General features: G+C 57.6%; 11 protein-coding genes and 2 pseudogenes. 3 read left to right on the plus strand and 10 right to left on the minus strand.

Annotated features, from left to right (window positions below; all coding sequences use genetic code 11):
- Window positions 1-1226 precede the first annotated feature (1226 nt).
- The 6 genes from XI09_RS10765 to XI09_RS10790 all read right to left on the minus strand — a co-directional run bounded on the left by XI09_RS10765 (window position 1227) and on the right by XI09_RS10790 (window position 9963).
- Entirely contained in the window at window positions 1227-2786 is a 1560-nt protein-coding gene (locus XI09_RS10765; protein WP_271566808.1) for an ABC transporter substrate-binding protein, read from the minus strand.
- Between the two features lie 470 nt (window positions 2787-3256).
- A complete protein-coding gene (locus XI09_RS10770) occupies window positions 3257-4219 on the minus strand; it encodes a D-2-hydroxyacid dehydrogenase (RefSeq protein WP_271566809.1) in 963 nt (320 codons plus the stop codon).
- Window positions 4220-4888: 669 nt separating this feature from the next.
- Window positions 4889-5671: a class II aldolase/adducin family protein gene (locus XI09_RS10775; RefSeq protein WP_271566810.1), complete on the minus strand. Its 783-nt coding sequence runs from the start codon at window positions 5669-5671 to the stop codon at window positions 4889-4891.
- 403 nt (window positions 5672-6074) lie between these two features.
- Complete coding sequence (locus tag XI09_RS10780; protein WP_271566811.1) at window positions 6075-6896, minus strand: SDR family oxidoreductase; 822 nt, start codon at window positions 6894-6896, stop codon at window positions 6075-6077.
- Window positions 6897-6962: 66 nt separating this feature from the next.
- Window positions 6963-8465 carry an FAD-dependent oxidoreductase gene (locus tag XI09_RS10785; RefSeq protein ID WP_271566812.1) on the minus strand — a complete coding sequence of 501 codons (1503 nt, stop codon included), beginning with the start codon at window positions 8463-8465 and terminating at the stop codon, window positions 6963-6965.
- 634 nt (window positions 8466-9099) lie between these two features.
- Window positions 9100-9963, minus strand: a complete 864-nt coding sequence (locus XI09_RS10790; protein ID WP_271566813.1) for a CmcJ/NvfI family oxidoreductase — start codon at window positions 9961-9963, stop codon at window positions 9100-9102.
- 1301 nt (window positions 9964-11264) lie between these two features.
- Here XI09_RS10790 and XI09_RS10795 point away from each other — a divergent pair.
- The 3 genes and pseudogenes from XI09_RS10795 to XI09_RS10805 all read left to right on the plus strand — a co-directional run.
- Window positions 11265-11817, plus strand: a pseudogene (locus XI09_RS10795) (IS5/IS1182 family transposase); the annotation flags it as partial.
- 23 nt (window positions 11818-11840) lie between these two features.
- Window positions 11841-12884: an IS110 family transposase gene (locus tag XI09_RS10800; RefSeq protein ID WP_271566814.1), complete on the plus strand. Its 1044-nt coding sequence runs from the start codon at window positions 11841-11843 to the stop codon at window positions 12882-12884.
- A 285-nt stretch (window positions 12885-13169) separates the two neighbouring features.
- A pseudogene (locus tag XI09_RS10805) lies at window positions 13170-13658 on the plus strand (IS5/IS1182 family transposase); the annotation flags it as partial.
- Window positions 13659-14361: 703 nt separating this feature from the next.
- Here the strand turns inward: XI09_RS10805 and XI09_RS10810 are convergent.
- From XI09_RS10810 to XI09_RS10825, 4 genes are all read right to left on the minus strand, one after another.
- On the minus strand, window positions 14362-14571 hold the full coding sequence (locus XI09_RS10810) for a hypothetical protein (protein WP_271566815.1): 210 nt from the start codon (window positions 14569-14571) through the stop codon (window positions 14362-14364).
- The gene (locus XI09_RS10815) at window positions 14568-15266 is read right to left on the minus strand and encodes an ABC transporter substrate-binding protein (protein WP_333939069.1); all 699 of its coding nucleotides are present in this window, start codon (window positions 15264-15266) and stop codon (window positions 14568-14570) included. The genes XI09_RS10810 and XI09_RS10815 overlap by 4 nt, the downstream gene beginning before the upstream one ends.
- Complete coding sequence (locus tag XI09_RS10820) at window positions 15257-15568, minus strand: ABC transporter substrate-binding protein (protein WP_333939070.1); 312 nt, start codon at window positions 15566-15568, stop codon at window positions 15257-15259. Before XI09_RS10820 ends, XI09_RS10815 begins: the two co-directional genes overlap by 10 nt.
- Window positions 15569-16583: 1015 nt before the next feature.
- Window positions 16584-17039 carry an amidase family protein gene (locus XI09_RS10825; RefSeq protein ID WP_271566816.1) on the minus strand — a complete coding sequence of 152 codons (456 nt, stop codon included), beginning with the start codon at window positions 17037-17039 and terminating at the stop codon, window positions 16584-16586.
- Between the last annotated feature and the right edge of the window lie 108 nt (window positions 17040-17147).

The following is a 17147-nucleotide window of genomic DNA, read 5'->3' on the forward strand; positions in this document are numbered from 1 at the left end:
CTCAATCCCCTGCAATCTCAAATGCCGCCGCAACCGGAAAACAGACTCCCAATCAAGTGCTTGGAGGCTTGTTCACGGACAACCAATTAGGGCGGCTCACAGGTCACGACGCGAGGGAGCCGCTTGATCTTAGGTGTCATGTGCCGCTTCTGAGCTATTGTGAACACGCTGAGCTTATCGTGCGGTGCATTGTGACAGGCGAGAGTGTTTCATTGTAAGAATTCACGTTATCGATGAGATTCTCCATAACTGGGATGATGGTTGCCAAGAGCCGGGTAGCGGCTTCGCATGGGCAGAACTGAGCGCGCTTCACATGCGCTAGCGTGGCGACGGAGTCCTTGCCCCCGAACTTGTAAGGCCTTTGCGCCTTCTGCCGAAGTATTCCGGCGCATCCAACGAGCAGATCTTCGGCGTACTCTGGTCTGCTTCTGCTCAAGCCCGCCGTCGCACCAGCGCTAGCACCCCCGGCCCTACGACGTGTTGGGGACCCCTCACCCGAGGAATGATAACCGCATCGAAGATTGTCACCTGACCGACCTGCAGCATCATCGCGGACACAAGCGTATTGGAGACGTTCGGCTCCGGATGAAGATCGCGAGCGAGCCGTAGCCGAATTTTAGCGAATAGCACCAAATCCCGTTCGCGATGACAAGATTTCGCTGTGATGACGCGGGTCAGTAGGTGACGACACTAGATAGGCCGGGATCCAATGATCAGCGCCGGCGCGAGCCCCGGGGGCGCCGTCATATTTTAGTAAAGCAGATGGTCACTGCGACAATGATGCCGCCGAAGTATCCCGCGATAATTCCGAACTTCTGCCAATCGCGCCGGAAAACACGATCGCATAGGGGGCCACGATCGCGGATACTCGCGCACCGATGAAGACACACGAGAATACATCTCGGCTGAGGAAGATATGTCGGTGCCGAGCAGATATTCGTAGCTGCCGCCAGCCGGTCAGAGCGACGGCGCCACAGCAGCAGCGCATTGCAGAACACGAATTTCCAAAGACGCTTCAGTGCGCCGACCGAACGCCCGTGCGAATGTAAGAGGCGTCGAGCTCATCAAGCAAAAGCCGGACGGATGGTGGCGCCTGCGCTACGACCGGATAACGTCGAAGTGTACGCGTGCGATGCGGCGTGCCCACGGGCAGCATTAGCGTGACGAAAACGATCGCGCTCGCGCCGCCCTTTGGCCAAAACCGCCTTCAATGCGGAAGAGACCGGCTATTCCTTGAAGCTTGCTTCCTGGAACTGACGCCACAATCCGGGCCACGGCCAGGGCCGGAATGCGATGTCGTCGCGCCAGGCCAGCGTGATAATTGGGCGATAGGTGGTGACCCCGCCGAGCACGCGTTCATGCTTGTAGCGAGCGATCTGCTTAATGAGCTCCACCCGCTTCTCCGGGTTCATGGTATTCTTCAACGCCTCAACCATTGCGTCGGCTTTGGGGTCCTCGGAATGCGAGACAGCACCGAATCCCGTGCCGGGGATGAAGCTATGTAGCATGCCGGACCATGGCTCACCTGGATCACCCGGCAAGCCATGAGCCCACATTAAGGGCATGATGCCGTCCATCTCGGGATGGCCGAGGCCGCGGTAGGCGAGATTGGACCAAGCCAAATATTCAAGCCCTTGCACCTTGCAGCGAATGCCGACCGTGCCGAGATATGCAAACACTGCCTCGCCCATTTCCTTGACGTTCGGCTCGCGCGGCGTGATGAGATTGTAGCACGGCGTCTCGAATCCATTCGGATAGCCCGCTTCGGCCAGCAGCTCCTTCGCCTTTTTCACGTCATAAGGGTACGCCTGCAGATTGGGATCGTAGCCAGCCTCGCCCATACCGACCTCCACATAGCGCTCGCCCTGGCCGAACAGCACGCTTTTGATAATGGCATCGACATCCACCGCGTGCGCCACCGCCTGTCGCACCTTCAGCTTGCTGAAGGGTGAATCCGGCTTGTGGGCGGGAAAATCGATGTAGAGGTTGTTCCTCGAAACGGCCGTAAAGGCCGCCACCCCCGGCATCTTCTTGATCTCGTTGACCTCAGACAGGGGCACTGCATCTATCCAGTCAACTGCACCCGACTTGAACGCTGCAAGACGCGTAACGTCATCCGGAATAATCTTGAGAACTAGGTTCTTGACCTTGGGCCGCGCATCTTTGTTCCAGTAATCGTCGAATGCCGCGAGTTTCAGATCTTCCTTAATCGAGCGAGAGACGAACTTCCACGGCCCGGTGCCGACCGGCGCCTTGGCAAAGCCTTCCTCTCCCGCCTTTTCGAAATACTTCTTCGGGATCGCCCAGAGCTGCAGCGCGTTGGGGATGTAGTTACCGTCCGGCGCCTTAAAATGCAGCTTGAAGTGATGGTTGTCGACAATCTCGAACCTTTCGACGTTCGCCTGCGTATAAGAAAAGCGTGAGATCTTTGGATCCCTGAGGCGCTCGTAGGAGAATTCGAAATCAGCCGAGGTCAACGGATCGCCGTTGTGGAAGTTCACCCCTTTACGGAGATGCACGTCAATGATCGGCTTGTCCGCCGTCCCCTCGATGGACCAGGATTCGGCTAGCCAGTTGACCATTTTTAGGTTCGGATCGAAGCGGACCAGCTGCTCGAACATCTGTCCGATGAAGTATTGATCGGCGCCGCCGATGGACCTAGTGGGGTCGAGCACCTCTCCTTCGGCCGCGAGAGCCGCGACAATCGTGTTCTTGGTTTGTGCCGAGATCGTTGTATTGAGCGCGAGTAAGCCAAACGCAACGGCAAAAAGACGCGATATGATCATGCTCTTTCCTCCCCGATGATCTTAAAATCGTAAAAGGCTCCGCAAGTACAAAAACGCCGAAAACCGGGCCCAGATTTGATAAATTGAACAAAAATAGGACAGCCTTGCAGTTTAAGCGCTGAGCCCGCGATCACCGTCGGAGCGCCTTTGCGCATGTCCTTGACGCGAGGGGCAGAGGGAGGACGGTAACTTGAGCTCGTAAAGCTGCTGAAGATCGGCTCACGTCGACAGGCAATTTTTGTGCGCAGATGAGAACGCTGGCCGTCGAGGAATGCTCGATCGCGCGCAGTCCATCCGCCGAAAAACTGTGTTATTTGTCATTGCGCGTTCTGGGTCGACCGACGCGAAGCTAGCCAATGGCAACGCTTGCCGCGATGTGACAAATCGAGAAGCTTTTCATCAGCCTTTTTAGTTCCTGTGCTCGCGGCCCGACCCTGGAGCGCTCGCGGTGGATATCGATTGCGATGCAGTCAATAACCACGTGCCAGATCCACGACGTTGATCAACTCTTCCCCCGTCAGGAAGCGTTCGATGTTATCGGCGAAGATGGCAAATACTCGCTCCGCATAGTTTGTAGCACTCCCTGAAATGTGCGGTGTCGCAATGACATTCGGCATGTCCCATAATGGACTTCCCTGAGGCAACGGTTCCTGTTGGAACACGTCCAGCAAAGCGCCGGCGATCGTGCCCGCGTCCAGCGCCTGGATTAGTTCGGCCTCCACGATAACCCGGCCTCGCGCGATGTTGATCAGAAAGGCATCGCGCCGCATTCGCGCGATCTCAGCCGCACCGATGAGACCCACGGTTGTTGCCGTGGCTGGCAGCGCCAGAACCACGAAATCGCAAAGCGGCAGCATTTCCTTCAGCGCGTCGGGAGCAAACAGGCGATCGACACAATCGACCAGCCCTGAGACGTCCCGCTTCGAGCCGACGACAGTCATGCCCGCACTCTTTGCGCGGCGGGCAATCGTTGCGCCAATCGCGCCAAGTCCCACGACGCCTAGGGTTTTCTCGGCCAGCGGCGCGACAAAGCGAGGGCTCCATTTCCGCTCCGCCTGGTCACGCAGGAGCTGACGGAAATTCCAGTGCAGCATGGTTACGCCAGCCATTACGAAGTCAGCGATGATATCGCCATGAATTCCACGTGCATTTGTTATGGTGATGTGCCCTATCCTTTCGCGAAAGGGCATGATCGAGTCGACACCGGCGCCAGTCCACTGGATCCATCGCATTTTTTTCGCGTGCTCCAACAGGTCAATGGGGAAGCGAGACGCAAGGAGAGCGTCTGCCTCATTTAGGTAGCGCGCCATGTACTCAGGGGTTAGCGCCACGATCGTGCGAACCTGAGGAAACCGGCCCGCTATGAGCCGCGCATACAATTCGGCGTCCGGATCATTCAGGACAATGGTAAGCACGGATTTTTCGGCAGGCATTTTCATCTCCGAAAACTAACTCAGAGGCTCTTCGAGATTGGCGAGGACGGAACAATTTTCCACATCGTTATGTGGTATCCAGTCGAGACGCCCGTGTCTCACAGGCATAATTTTCGGCTTGCAGCAAACGATATTCGATTGCCGCGATCGGAGACGAGCAATATCCGCGATCTCCTCTCAGTAGCCGCGTCCGACTAGAGCGTCTATTTGCGCGCCTGCACCCACCAGAAATCGCGGGTCTGGAGCACGTGCAGACCCCCTGCAGCAAAACCCCACTAGGAGCGGGGCTTTGTCGAACGGTTTGAGAGACCGATGAAAGTTCCCGAAGAGGCAATTCGGCGACGTCAGAAACTTGCGGGAACGATTTCGGTGCCCCTGCCAGCCACGAAATGAGCATCAACCACATAGTTGCAGCCGTGCTCACTCGTGCTCCTGTTATCGAAACCGGCTGCCATCCGATCGGGGTTCGGGAAGATCAGCACGAAAGTACGCACCGTGAACCTTAGATGGTCCGGCCGCCGTCTTGATCGGCGTCAACAGTTTGAGGCCCTAGAAGTCATGCACGGGCATCTTCGCGACCGCGCAAGATCAAGAGCGCTCAGAGCGCCCACTACGTCTCGGGTTGTGCGGCATTGGTCGCCGCCACTCCTACTACCCCACAACGCGCAGCTACGTAGCGTATTCCGGCTCCTTGCGGTCGAGCATCCGCTTCAAGGCATTGAAGTACCGCTCGGCTGGGGTCGGCCTCTCTCGTACGATCTCAGCAGCACCGCGCATGGTTTCTTGGAGCACCTGTACCGGCAGTTGCTTCAGCGGCTGGTGGGTCCACATTGCGTAGAGCTGCACCTGTGCGGCGCGCTCGGTGTAGTAAAGCTTGCTGTAAGCATCCGCAATTGTCTCGCCGACGGTCGTGATGCCATGATTAGCCATGAACAGCACCGTTTTTCCCCCAAGCACTTTGGCGAGCCGCAGGCCCTCGGCCGGATCGAGCGCAAGACCCGAGTAAGAATCATCGTATACGATAGATCCCGACAGAAAGGCTTCGCCCTGGCCAATGTCCTTAATGCGCGAATCTTCAAGGCGGGTAAGGGCACTGGCGAACGGCATATGGGTATGAAAAATCGCCTTCGCGTGCGGCGCAGCTTTATGGATCGGCGCATGGATGCAATAGCAAGAGCGCTCAACCACGCCTTCTCCACGCTTTACCTGTCCGTCGTCTATGCCTACTTCCATGAATGAGGAAGCAGTTACTTCGGCCCAGTGCATCCCGAATGGAATCTGATAGTAGCGATCGTTGCGACCGGGTACCATGTAGGTCAGGTGATTGTAAATTCCCTCTGAGAAGCCTTGAAGGAAAGCCACTCGGTGTGCAGCCGCTAGATCGACCCGCGCCTGCCACTCCTCGGCGCTGCAGCTCTCCCGCACCGATTTCGGCGAAACCTTGAAGTCCATGCGTTTACTCCTGTCTTTGGCGGGCCATCGAGAGCGACCCAATCAACCGTGCGAGACTAAATCAGCGCTATCGGACGAAAGGATACTCGTTTCCCTTTATGCAGCGCAGATAAACTGCAAATTAACTCAAGTCCTGCAGGATTCACCTTGACGTCCCCGCTGAATTGTCATTTGCGTCCGCATTCAAGAGAATCGGCTTGTCAGGAAAGACAAGGAAATCGATTGGCTCGGTTCTGGACCACGATGATGTTGCGATAGTGCTTCAGCCTGTTGGATGCGAGATCGACGACATACGACGCCGATCGAACTGGGAGCGCCGCACGCACGGGAACTGGATAGGTCTCCAGCCAGCCCGGCGGCAGCATGGCGAACTGAAGGTACTGGCTTGGCTACGGCAAGGTGGCTAGCGGGAGGCGGCTTGGGCTCGCACCACCCCGCCGGCGTTTGTGCCGCCGTCGATAACGAGTTCGGTGCCGGTCACATAGCGCGAGGCATCCGAGGCCAGATACAGCACGCCTTGCGCGATCTCGTTTGCTTGCCCGGCGCGGCCAAGCGGCACCGCTATCCTTGCACGCTCCTCCGGATCGATCGGTGCGTTCTGGCCGGCGCCGGCAGCGCCGGTTGGGGTCTTGCCCCAGATTGGCGTGTCGATGATACCGGGATGCACGGAGTTAACCCGTATGCCGTCGCCCACCTGCGCGCAATCCATCGCGATCGCCTTTGCAAACAGCCGGACACCGCCCTTGGTCGCGCAGTATCCCGCGAGACTTGCCGAACCACGGAGCCCCAAGATCGATGACATCACGATGATCGAGCCGCCACCATGCTTGCGCATCAGCGGCAAAGAATGCTTCACCGAGAGGAAAACACCGTCGAGATTAATCGCGGTCTGCCGTCGCCAATCCTGCAGCGACATGTCGACGATCGAAGGCACGCCGATGCTGATCCCCGCGTTGGACACCATCACGTCGAGCCGACCATGGCGCTTGCCGATCTCGGCTACGACTTCGATCCAGCGCTCCTCGCTGGTGACGTCCTGCAATAGGAAGCTCACGTCGCAACCAGCCCTCTTCAGGCGCGCGGCAAGCTTAGGCCCATTCGACTCGTCGATATCGGTCGCTACGACCGTCGCCCCCTCATGCGCGAGCAATTCCACAATCGCAGCCCCGATGCCTGACGCCCCGCCCGTCACCAGGGCGACCTTGCCTTGAACTTGTGCTGACATATTCACTCCGAACGTTTGAGATTCTTTGCGACAGCCTCGCTAGCCGAGGCCAGATATCACGGCTGATTATTGCTCTGACAACTTTCTTGCTCTCTCTGCGGCAAAAGTGCCGGCGCGCCGCCCAGAGGTGAAAGCCCAACCGAGATGATGACCGTGCCCTGCGAGTATTAGGCCACCTTGGCCCACCGATCCGACTGCGTACAATCCGGGAATTATCTCTCCTTGAGCACTTAGAACTTCGTGTCTTGTTGAGACACCGAGCCCCCCTTCCGTTATATCAACCCAGGTCGACAGAGGTCCAATTGCGTGAAAGGGGCCTCGTTCGAGTCTTCGTCTTTCGCCAGATTGGGTTTTTACCTCCTCGTTATAGGTGCGGACTGTTTCACTCAACTTATCGCGCGGAACTCCAATCTTCGACGCTAGTTCGGCAATGGTCTTGCCTTTTGCGTAAAGCATTTTTTGCTTTTTGTAATCGCTGATGTAGGCATAGGCGACCCCTGGAGCGGTCGACACATAGTTTGGCCAAGAAACAAATTTCTTGGCAATTGCTTCGTCAAAAACAATGTAGGCTTGCTTTCCGGTCTGCTTCGCAACGTCTAATGCTGGGTGATCCGCCTCGTTTGTAAAGCGACACCCGTGTCGATTGATCAAGATCGCCCCGGATTTAAGAAGATTAGCCGATGGCGCAAGTGTCGAAGTCAGAAAGGACAGGACAAACGGCCGGAACAGCTTCACCGGCAGTTTTGCGAGCGCGACTTCCATCAGTTTGGTCAATAAGGGCCAGGCGGGAAGGCGCTCCAACAAGTTGCTACCTGCCCCAGGTTGAACGCGGAGACTCGGTCCCCACAATATGTCCCCATTGAGAATCGGAGCGCCTACGGACTCGCCAATTCTTTGTCCATCTCCAGTGTTTGTCGGATTAAAGCCATCAATATGCGCAACCCAGGGAAGAAATCGTTCTTTGAATGCTTTACTGGCGCTGAAATCACCCGTAGCGAAAATCACCCCACCTCGACACTTAATTTGACGCTCGCTTCCTGCTATTGAAACGATCACACCCGTCACAACACCGCCGTCCCTTAAAACGTCCGTGACACGCGCATTCGTTACACACTCGACTCCGGCCTTGAAGCAGGCCCGCGAGAGCACGTAGGGATAAGCTCGTGAATTTGGAATTACGTTATGCATCCTCGGTTTGGAATGGGGCGGCTCTGGCATCGGTCCAAAGAATCGCAACCCCAAGCCCATCAGCCACTCTAACGTATCGGGCACATGATCCACCAGGATGCGACGCAGTGCCTTGTTTTCGCGATGATCATCGGGACCAAGAATCGAGCCCATATCTACAAAGTGAGAATCGGTCGTATCGACAATCCCTTGAGCCTTCTGATACTTCGTGCCCGCGGCAGTAATTGAGCCGATAGACATACCTGTGGAGCCTCCGACCGCGCCATTCTTTTCCAGAAGAAGCGTTTTAGCACCAAGGGATGCAGCTGACAGTGCGGCTGCCAGCCCAGAGCCGCCAGCGCCAACCACAATTACATCGTATACATCTGAGATCTTGCTCAACTGAATGTACCCCCGCCATCGGCGCCAACTCAAAGACGATTGCGCAACGCCTTCCGCAACCGCGAGATGGCAAAGCCACGCCAACTGATTATCATTGTTACTGGGATGAAAACGTTTGCGACGAAGCCCTGAACTGCACGGTGCCCCCTATCGGGACCTTTGGTCTTGCGTCAAGTGACGCGTAGACATTGCGACTACGCCGCTTTAGCGGGAAGAGTGATCTGTTTTCCTGCAACCCGGAGCGCTGAATGCAGGCATCCAGCGACTTTGATGCGATTGCGCAGTATTCCAAACCTGGGACGAAGGGCAAAACTCGATACAGCAAATGAAGTACCCTGGAGCGCAAGAACACAAAGCTGAAGCTGCTGCTTCAGGACGCAATAATCGAAGAAGACCAACAGAACGCGATCAACAATCGTGGCGGGCACCAAAAGCGTTGCTCAGTTTCACCTGTTAGGAGCGACCAGTATTCGACACTTTCTGCAGATGTATAGCTATTGCCGCTTACAAGGCACTCTTGCCCGCTCATGGCGGGGTGATCGAACTCGCCCTGCCGATGCAAATTCGTCAACATGTTCAAAAGCCGCCACGGGGCAGCGATAACGGCCTCTGGCCCCGCGCTGCCTTTTGCCCACTATTCGAAGTAGACCCAGAACCGCGTCTCGATGCTCTCGCGTGGCGTAGCGTTTGGGAAGGCGCGCCGATTGTCGAATGACGTATGGGCACACTTGGTGTTGCGAGACTCGTCAGAATCGTATCCCTTAAATATGATAAATTCGTCCTGCTTCATATTCGAGAAGTAATACCAAACCTGCGTTGGGCTGTGCCGGAGAACCCAACCCGGCGATACAGATTTCCGATTGGGATGATCCCCCCAGTCCTCAATCAAATCCGTGTCTGCGACGGTTCTTCCATCCGCGATCGCCAAGGGAAGATCCTGAGGTGGTGGAGAGAGGGCGCACCAAGCTTGTATAAGCATCATTCGAGAATAGGCGCGCCGCGAGATTCCATGAGCTCGGTTCGCTAAGGCGGCGACTGCAGGCGCGTACTTGGACGAAAAGTCGATGTGAGCGAGCGGAGCGGGTGTGTGCTTAGAGCCGGCGGCGGCAGAACGAAGGGTTGCCGCAGATAGCAAGACGTTAGCTTCCCCGAGTTCGCCAGCGCGAACCCAAGGCACGACCCACGAGGCGCCGAGATAAGCCTTGATGAAGGCCGCCATCTCCTCGATATATTTTGAAACGAAGGGAGGGGACTCACGCTCGGTCAATGCAGCAATTTCATGTTGAACGAGGACAAAGCCCTCGCGATCGAGGGAAAGCTCACCGCTGATCGGGCGCGCATCATGGATGTTCACTTGGCGTGGTACGCCTGAAGTACGAAAAAGTGTCCAATGAATGCGTTGCGTGTCGTCGCTATCTTCTTCCGGAGCAAACCCAATCTGCCCAACCACCCGCTCAACCTGATCGAACGTTATTTTTCCCGTCGTTTCCGTCACCATTCAGTAGCTCCGCTTCGGCTTGGTCAGCTGACCACTGTTCTGAGACAACTCGGGCCAAGCGACCCAATTACTTACCTCAACGATGCATCTTAGCTGGAGGAGCGTTCTTTTATTCTCGCAACCCGAGGCGCTGCATGCAGAGATTCACCGACTTTGACGCTATTACGCACTATTCTGAATATCTGGACCGGGGCAAGAAGGCCGTGTTCTGGTGGTGGCCTAACTATCGGAGCGCGGTTCACGCCGGGTAGGTCAGCTGGCGGCAGCCGGAATGTTGGCAGTACGATCATCATTCGACGTGAAGTGCGGGTCCCCAGTTCTCTGGCTGGCGGCTAGCCTTGCGTGTAGCGTGTCATATCTCTAAAACCATGCAGCTTGTTCTACCTCGCTGCGCTCGATGGTTCGTCGGGGTATGGACCGGGGGACCGAAGTCGAACAGAGCTGTTTCGACCGGTTCCATCAGGTGTGGGCGTCCGTCATCTCGTCACGTATCTGCCTATTGGCCAGTTTTCTTTAGCCCGTCGCGCGATGCGTATTTGGGAATCGAAGCTGGACGCGCGTCCGGTTTACTCGAGGTCTACCTCTGGCATGACAATCATTCGAGCGAGCGAAAGGAGCCAGCACGCGGTGGATAGCTCGTCGATCCGCCACATCAGGCAAGGTGCTTGTGTTGGCTTTGGCGGCGGCAGACACCGGAAGGCCAAATACGAATCCAGACATGCCGGTGTCTTCCATGGTCCGGCGTGCTCATGTTCCAGACCTCCGCGCTAAGAATTGGGCTCGACCGGCGAGCTGATCGATGTCAAGCTTCTCAAGCGAATCGTTCCTCGGTACCCTCGCGCTACCGGCCCTCGCGTCCAAGGCCACGCCGCCTGTTCCCGCATTTGTTTTTCCAGGCATAGATCTGTTTGGAGTTAACTTTATAGCGTTGGGTGAGATCGGTCGGCCGTGGCCTGTCCCCAGCCCTTCATTTTCGCCTTGTCACTGGTTACCGCGTAAGATGCGGCTGCCCGTCCGCGTCGCCGTCAATGTTCAGAGAGAGATGTCGCAGATGTGTTGCAACTCAGCCGCGACGCCCATCTGCAATTGTGTGTCTTGGAGTCGATAGACGAGCTCGGTCTTGGGGGTATGGCGTCGTCCGTGAAGAGTGGCTAAGCGATTGAGCTAGAATCGCATTTGTCGTTGTGGACTGTTTTGCGTTTGCAGGGGTTTGATGCTTCGGGCGTCGGAACCTTGCAATTTCATTTTCAGGATTCCGTCGAATCGCCAACCATGATTCCGTCATCGCATCGGAGGTGGCGATGCGACCGAAGAAGCACAGGACGACGGGATCGGGCGATCTGTTCCGGGCCAGGCTGGACCAAATCATCAATATGAAGCACGAGCTGGTTCAGCTCGCCGGCAAGGTCGATTGGGACTGGATCGACGGCGAGATCGCGCCGCTGCGCGGCGATCAAGGGGCTCAACCGTCTGGCGAGGAAGCACGGGGTCAAGCTGCGGCAGTCCTATCTGCGCATTGCCAAAACCGCGACAATGATGGCGGGACGCTACGGCCATGCCAAGCAATTCAAGCGGCATCAGCGGCAGTTGCGCATCCTGCGCAGCCGACTGGGCCGGATCATCCGCGATATCCGCCGCAAGATCGAAGGTCAGGCTGTGCTTGAGAACAGGTTCGCCCTCCCGCTCAGCCGGGCCTCGCAGATCCGCTCGCAGCAGCAGCGCCAGCGCGGCTTCAAGCTTTATTCCTTCCACGCCCCGGAGGTGGAGTGCATCGGCAAGGGCAAAGCAGCCGCGCCTTACGAGTTAATGGCATGGACCACGCCCGCTCTCAGCGGCAACGTGCAGCCCGGCGGGGGGCAGCAGCAGGAGCGCAAGCCATGTCGAATACGAACCTTGTCACAATCGGCATCGATCTCGGGAAGAACACATTCCACGTCGTCGGTCTCGATGCCACAGGCGCAATTACGCTACGCAAGAAGCGGTCGAGAAATCAGCTTGACCAGTCGCTGGGCAATATTCCGCGTTGTCTGATCGGAATGGAGGCGTGTGCAGGCGCACATCATCTGGCGCGCAGGCTCGAGAAATTAGGCCATCAAGTACGGCTCTTGCCGGCGCAGTACGTCAAACCATACCTCAAGGGTCACAAGAATGACTTTCGGGATGCTGAAGCGATCGCCGAGGCCGCTCAGCGGCCGACAATGCGGTTCGTTCCAGTGAAGTCAGCCGAACAACTTGATTTACAGGCACTACACAGAGTTCGCAGTCGATTGGTGACGCAGAGAACGGCGGTCATCAATCAAATCCGGGGCTTTTTGCTTGAGCGAGGGCTACCAGTGCGGCAGGGAGCGGCAGCACTCCGACTGGCACTTCCTCAGATTCTCTCAGCGCCAAACGACAACTTATCGCCTCGCGTGATCCAGCTCATTCAGGACTTGGCCGAGGACTGGCGCTATCTCGACCGACGGGTCGCGTCAATGACGAAAGAAATCGACGAACTCGCTGATCAAGATCCACACTGTCGCCGCCTAATGAGTGCGCCCGGCGTCGGGCCGATCATCTCAAGCGCGATGGTCGCCGCCATCGGAACCGGTGATGCCTTCCATAAAGGCCGAGACTTTGCAGCATGGCTTGGTCTGGTACCAAAGCAAATCTCGACCGGCGATCGAACCATTCTCGGGCGCATATCGAGGCGCGGTAATCGGTACCTGCGAACGCTATTTATTCAAGGTGCCAGAGCCGTACTTCTGCAGCGTCAGAGTTGGCCTCGGCATGGCTTCGCAGCCTGGTTAGAGGCAGCGTCGAAGCGGCTCCACTCCAATGTCTTGGTTGTTGCCCTGGCCGCAAAACTTGCGCGCATGACCTGGAGCATGCTCGCAAAGGGCCGTGACTACGACGCCAACCTCCTGGGCCGCACCGCATAAGAAACAGGGCCGGAAAGGAAAATCCAAAGTCGGGATCAGAAGGCACAATAACCCGCCGAGGTTTGCGAGACGGAAAGGACGAATGGAGAAACGGTTCCACCGACACTTCTGAAGCCTGGTTCGACTCCATGGCCCTTCTTGAGGCCGACGAGTTATTGAGGACAGAAGTGAGCGGATATCCATGATGGCTCGGGGCAACAGCCCCAAATTGAAGCCGGATAGATTGGCGCAAACCGCTTCATCCCTTGTCGATTCCTCTTGCAACGCGGGCGTGGTCCATAGATCGGCGTCAAAGCCTCCATCGTCACCAACAACCGCCGTTCTCCCGGGGGCCTGTTCGTGCTGCACGCCAGGGCGCTACCCGATAACCCGTACGACGGTCACACCTTGCGGGACGTCATCGACCGCACCGAGACACTCACCGGCTGCGCGATCGAGCGGGCCTATGTCGACAAGGGATACCGCGGCCACGACGCACAAAATCCCCGACGGATCTTCATCTCCGGCCAGAAGCGCGGCGTCTTCGGTGTCATCAAGCGCGAGCTGCGCCGCCGCTCCGCCATCGAACCCATCATCGGACACCTGAAGGCCGATGGTCACCTCGGCCGCTGCTACCTCAAAGGCCGCGCCGGCGATGCGGCTAACGTCATCCTCTCAGCCGTGGGCCACAACTTCCGCCGCATCCTCGCCTGGCTCAGAGAACTCTTGTGCCTCATCCTGCTCCAGCTATGGCGCACGTTCGGCCGTCCCGCCCCGCTCAATTCGCCTTCTTAACGGACGACTATGGAAGAAGCTCTCCATCGGGGCATTGTCGTAGCAGTCAGCCTTGCGGTTCATTGCTGCGGCGGGCATGGACCCGCGAACTGCCATAGCGTCCGCCGCTCTCACGGTAAATTGCCGGATCTCGGTGAGCAGCACGGAATTAGGGACTCTCCGGGCGCTCGCGCCAGGCGTAATAGCCGGCCGGCGAGACCTCGAGTACGGCGCACATCAGCCGTACCGGATAGCTGTCGCGATGGTCCTCGATGAAGCGAAGCTCTGTCCCGGGTTCGGGCGAAGATAGCTATCGACTGGCTGTTTCGAAGTCGCACGGGCGCGCCGCTGCGCCAGGCGGTTCTTAAAATGTCGCGCCCCATGCGCAGCCGCTCGTGCTCCCGGCGCAGCCGGGCGACCTCGGAACCCTGGTCCCGCTGACATCGGCGGCGCCTGCGTGGCGGGGCGCCACGCCGCCGCTGTCGGCTCCTGCCGGAGTTTATCCACCCAGCGTCGCAGCACCGAGTCGCGCAGACCGTGCTCCCTGGCGACCGACCCCATTCGATCGGCCACTCGATACCGCCAGTTCAACGGCCTGGCGCTGGTAGTCTTCCGTGAACGACCGACGTTGACGTCCTTGCATTCGACACCTCCGGACTCTCCGAGCCTACTATAGGTGTCGACTCATTCGGAGGAGGTTCACACTTGTAGCGCGAGAAACACTCTATTGCCTAAAGCTGACTTCCTGAAAGGCTCGCCACAATCCGGGAAACGGCCAAGGCCGGAAGTCGATATTCTCCCGCCACGCGAGCGTGACGATCGGGCGATAAGTGGTCACGCCGCCGAGCACGTTATCATGCTTGTAGCGGGCAATCTGCTTAATCAGCTCGACCCGCTTCTCCGGATTCATGGTCGCCTTCAATTCCTCGATCATTGCGTCCAATTTGGGATCGCTGGTATGGGAAAAGGCGCCATAGCCCTTCCCTGGGACGAAGCTGTGCCAGCCCAATGCTCAGCCGGATCACCCGACAGGCCATGCCCCCACGCCCACGGCGCGACACCGTCCATCTCGGGGCCACTGCGACCGCGGCGGCCGAGATTGAGCCAAGCGGAATATTCAAGTCCCGGCACTTTGCAGCGAATGCCGACCGCACCGAGGTAGGCAAACACCGCCTCGCCCATTTCCTTCCAATGCGGCTCGCGCGGCGTGATGAGGTTGTAGCACGGCGTCTCGAAGCCATTCGGATAACCCGCCTCGGTCAGCAGCTGCTTGGCCTCTTTCAGGTCGTAGGGATATGGCTTCAGGTCCGGATCGTAGCCGGCCTCACCCTTGCCGACCTCGACATAGCGCTCGCCCTGACCGAACAGCACGCTTTTGATGATAGCATCGACATCCACGGCGCGTGCAACGGCCTGCCGCACCTTCAGCTTACTGAAAGGCGATTCCGGATTGTCGGCCGGGAAATCAATGTAGAGGTTGTTCGTCGAAGTCGCCTTGAAGGTCTTCACGCCCGACATCTTCTTGATCTCGCTGACCGCGGACAGCGGTACCGCATCGATCCAGTCAACCGTGCCCGATTTTAACGCCGCAACGCGGGTAAGGTCTTCTGGAATGATCTTCAGGACCAGGTTCTTGACCTTGGGCGCGCATCCTTATTCCAGTAGCCCCCGAACGCCTCGAGCTTCAGGTCCTCCTTGATCGAGCGGGACACGAATTTCCACGGACCGGTACCAACTGGCGCCTTGGCAAAACCTTCCTCACCTACCTCCTTGAAGTACTTCTTCGGAATTGCCCAAAGCTGCAGCGTATTGGGGGTGTAGTTACCATCCGGCGCCTTGAAATGCAACTTGAAGTGGTTGTCGTCGATGATCTCAAACTTCTCGACGTTCGCCTGTGTGTAAGAATAGGGCGAAATCTTTGGATCCCTCAGCCGCTCATAAGAAAACTCGAAATCGGCCGAGGTTAATGGATCCGCCGTTGTGGAACTTCACACCTTTACGGATGTGCACGTCGATAATCGGCTTGTCCTTCGATGGACCAGGTTTCGGCCAGCTAGTTGACCATCTTCATGTCCGGGTCGAAGCGGACCAGCTGCTCGAACATCTGTGCAATGAAGTAGTAATGATCGCCTCCGCCAACCATCCTTGTGGGATCGAGTGTTGATGGTTCGGTCGCGAGGGCGCAACGACCGTAGACTTGCTTTGTGCCGACACTGGTGCATTGAGCGCGAGCAGGAGACACGCGACCGCAAGAACACGCACGATGATCACACTTTTTTGGAGCATGGTCTCCTCCTCAATTTGTGATGCAATCGTAAAGGCGTCTGGAGAATAAAAACCCCGAAAATCGACCTCGAATTTGCGAAATTCTGCGAAGTGAGCCACTCTTGAGGAATCAAACGCCGAGTAGCGGCTGCCAATTCGAATCCGAAGGCGGGTAGAGTTCTCAAATGGGTGGCTTGTCGGCGTTGCAATGCCGCGCCGCTCTCGAAGGAGATCGCAATCAGGCCGGGCCTCAGATGAAAAGCGAGCCGAATGGTTGCTCGGGGTCGATGGTGGAAGCCTCGAACGTCATCCCGCGGACGCTCCAGGAACCTGACGTGGATAGGAGTCGTGGTTCAGTTGGCTGGGAGCCGAAGATAGTTGCGGCCGCTCGAGAATCTCTTCATTAGCGGGGTCGTCTAAGTCTGGATTGGAATTCCAAAACAGGCGAGTTCTTATCTGGATGCTAGCAGGTCGCCGGCGAACCCGATGAGGATAAGGACACGGTTCTGATCGCGCGTCGGCCCGGGCAATAAATCCCACCTAGCTTGTTCAACTCGCTCGCGGTCGCCGCCACCATTCCGCGTTTCGGCGACCTTTTGGCATGGCCATGCCCGGATCTCGGCACGACTCAAGAGCGGGTCGGTCACCTATCGAGCGTCAAGCGGCGCAGATAAGACGGCCCTAAGCCGTGAGACACGCCTCGACATAGGCCGCAGCGTTTAGCAAAGTGGTATCCTCGCCTCGACGGGCGACCAACTGCAATCCAATGGGCAGGCCTGCAGACCCGAGGCCCATCGGCAACGTTAGACAGGGCAGCCGCAACATTGACCAGGCCCCGTTGAAATTCGTGTCACCGGTACCGGTGTTGCCAATGCCCTCTGGCGCTTCTCCTGCCGCGGCAGGGACGAGCAACACGTCACAATCACGGAACAGATTGGCGCATTCCAATCGCGCTTCATGTGCGTGCGCGAGTGCGCTTCCGTACGCCTCGGGCTGAGAATACCTCTGCTCGAATTGTTCGAACATGTGTTGCGTCTTCGGATCCGCATCTTTGCGCCGGAAGATGCGTTCCCAGGCGAGCGCCTGCAGCAATTCCCAGCCGAAAATGGAATCCTGGATATGGCTCCACGACGCCATGGAGGATCGCGAAGGGATAGGTGGACGCGCGCGCCGACCTCACAGAGGCGACGCACAGTCCCTTCGAGAAGAGTCCGTCTCGCGGTTGTGGGGTACGCATCCGACAGG

Source organism: Bradyrhizobium sp. CCBAU 11386 (assembly GCF_028128955.1).
In the GTDB taxonomy this organism is placed as follows: Bacteria; Pseudomonadota; Alphaproteobacteria; order Rhizobiales; family Xanthobacteraceae; genus Bradyrhizobium.

Coding starts and splice junctions, on each gene's coding strand:
- XI09_RS10765 (WP_271566808.1), bottom strand. CDS start 2,786: ATGATCATATCGCGTCTTTTTGCCGTTGCGTTTGGCTTACTCGCGCTC.
- XI09_RS10770 (WP_271566809.1), bottom strand. CDS start 4,219: ATGCCTGCCGAAAAATCCGTGCTTACCATTGTCCTGAATGATCCGGAC.
- XI09_RS10775 (WP_271566810.1), bottom strand. CDS start 5,671: ATGGACTTCAAGGTTTCGCCGAAATCGGTGCGGGAGAGCTGCAGCGCC.
- XI09_RS10780 (WP_271566811.1), bottom strand. CDS start 6,896: ATGTCAGCACAAGTTCAAGGCAAGGTCGCCCTGGTGACGGGCGGGGCG.
- XI09_RS10790 (WP_271566813.1), bottom strand. CDS start 9,963: ATGGTGACGGAAACGACGGGAAAAATAACGTTCGATCAGGTTGAGCGG.
- XI09_RS10800 (WP_271566814.1), top strand. CDS start 11,841: ATGTCGAATACGAACCTTGTCACAATCGGCATCGATCTCGGGAAGAAC.
- XI09_RS10810 (WP_271566815.1), bottom strand. CDS start 14,571: ATGATCGAGGAATTGAAGGCGACCATGAATCCGGAGAAGCGGGTCGAG.
- XI09_RS10825 (WP_271566816.1), bottom strand. CDS start 17,039: ATGGCGTCGTGGAGCCATATCCAGGATTCCATTTTCGGCTGGGAATTG.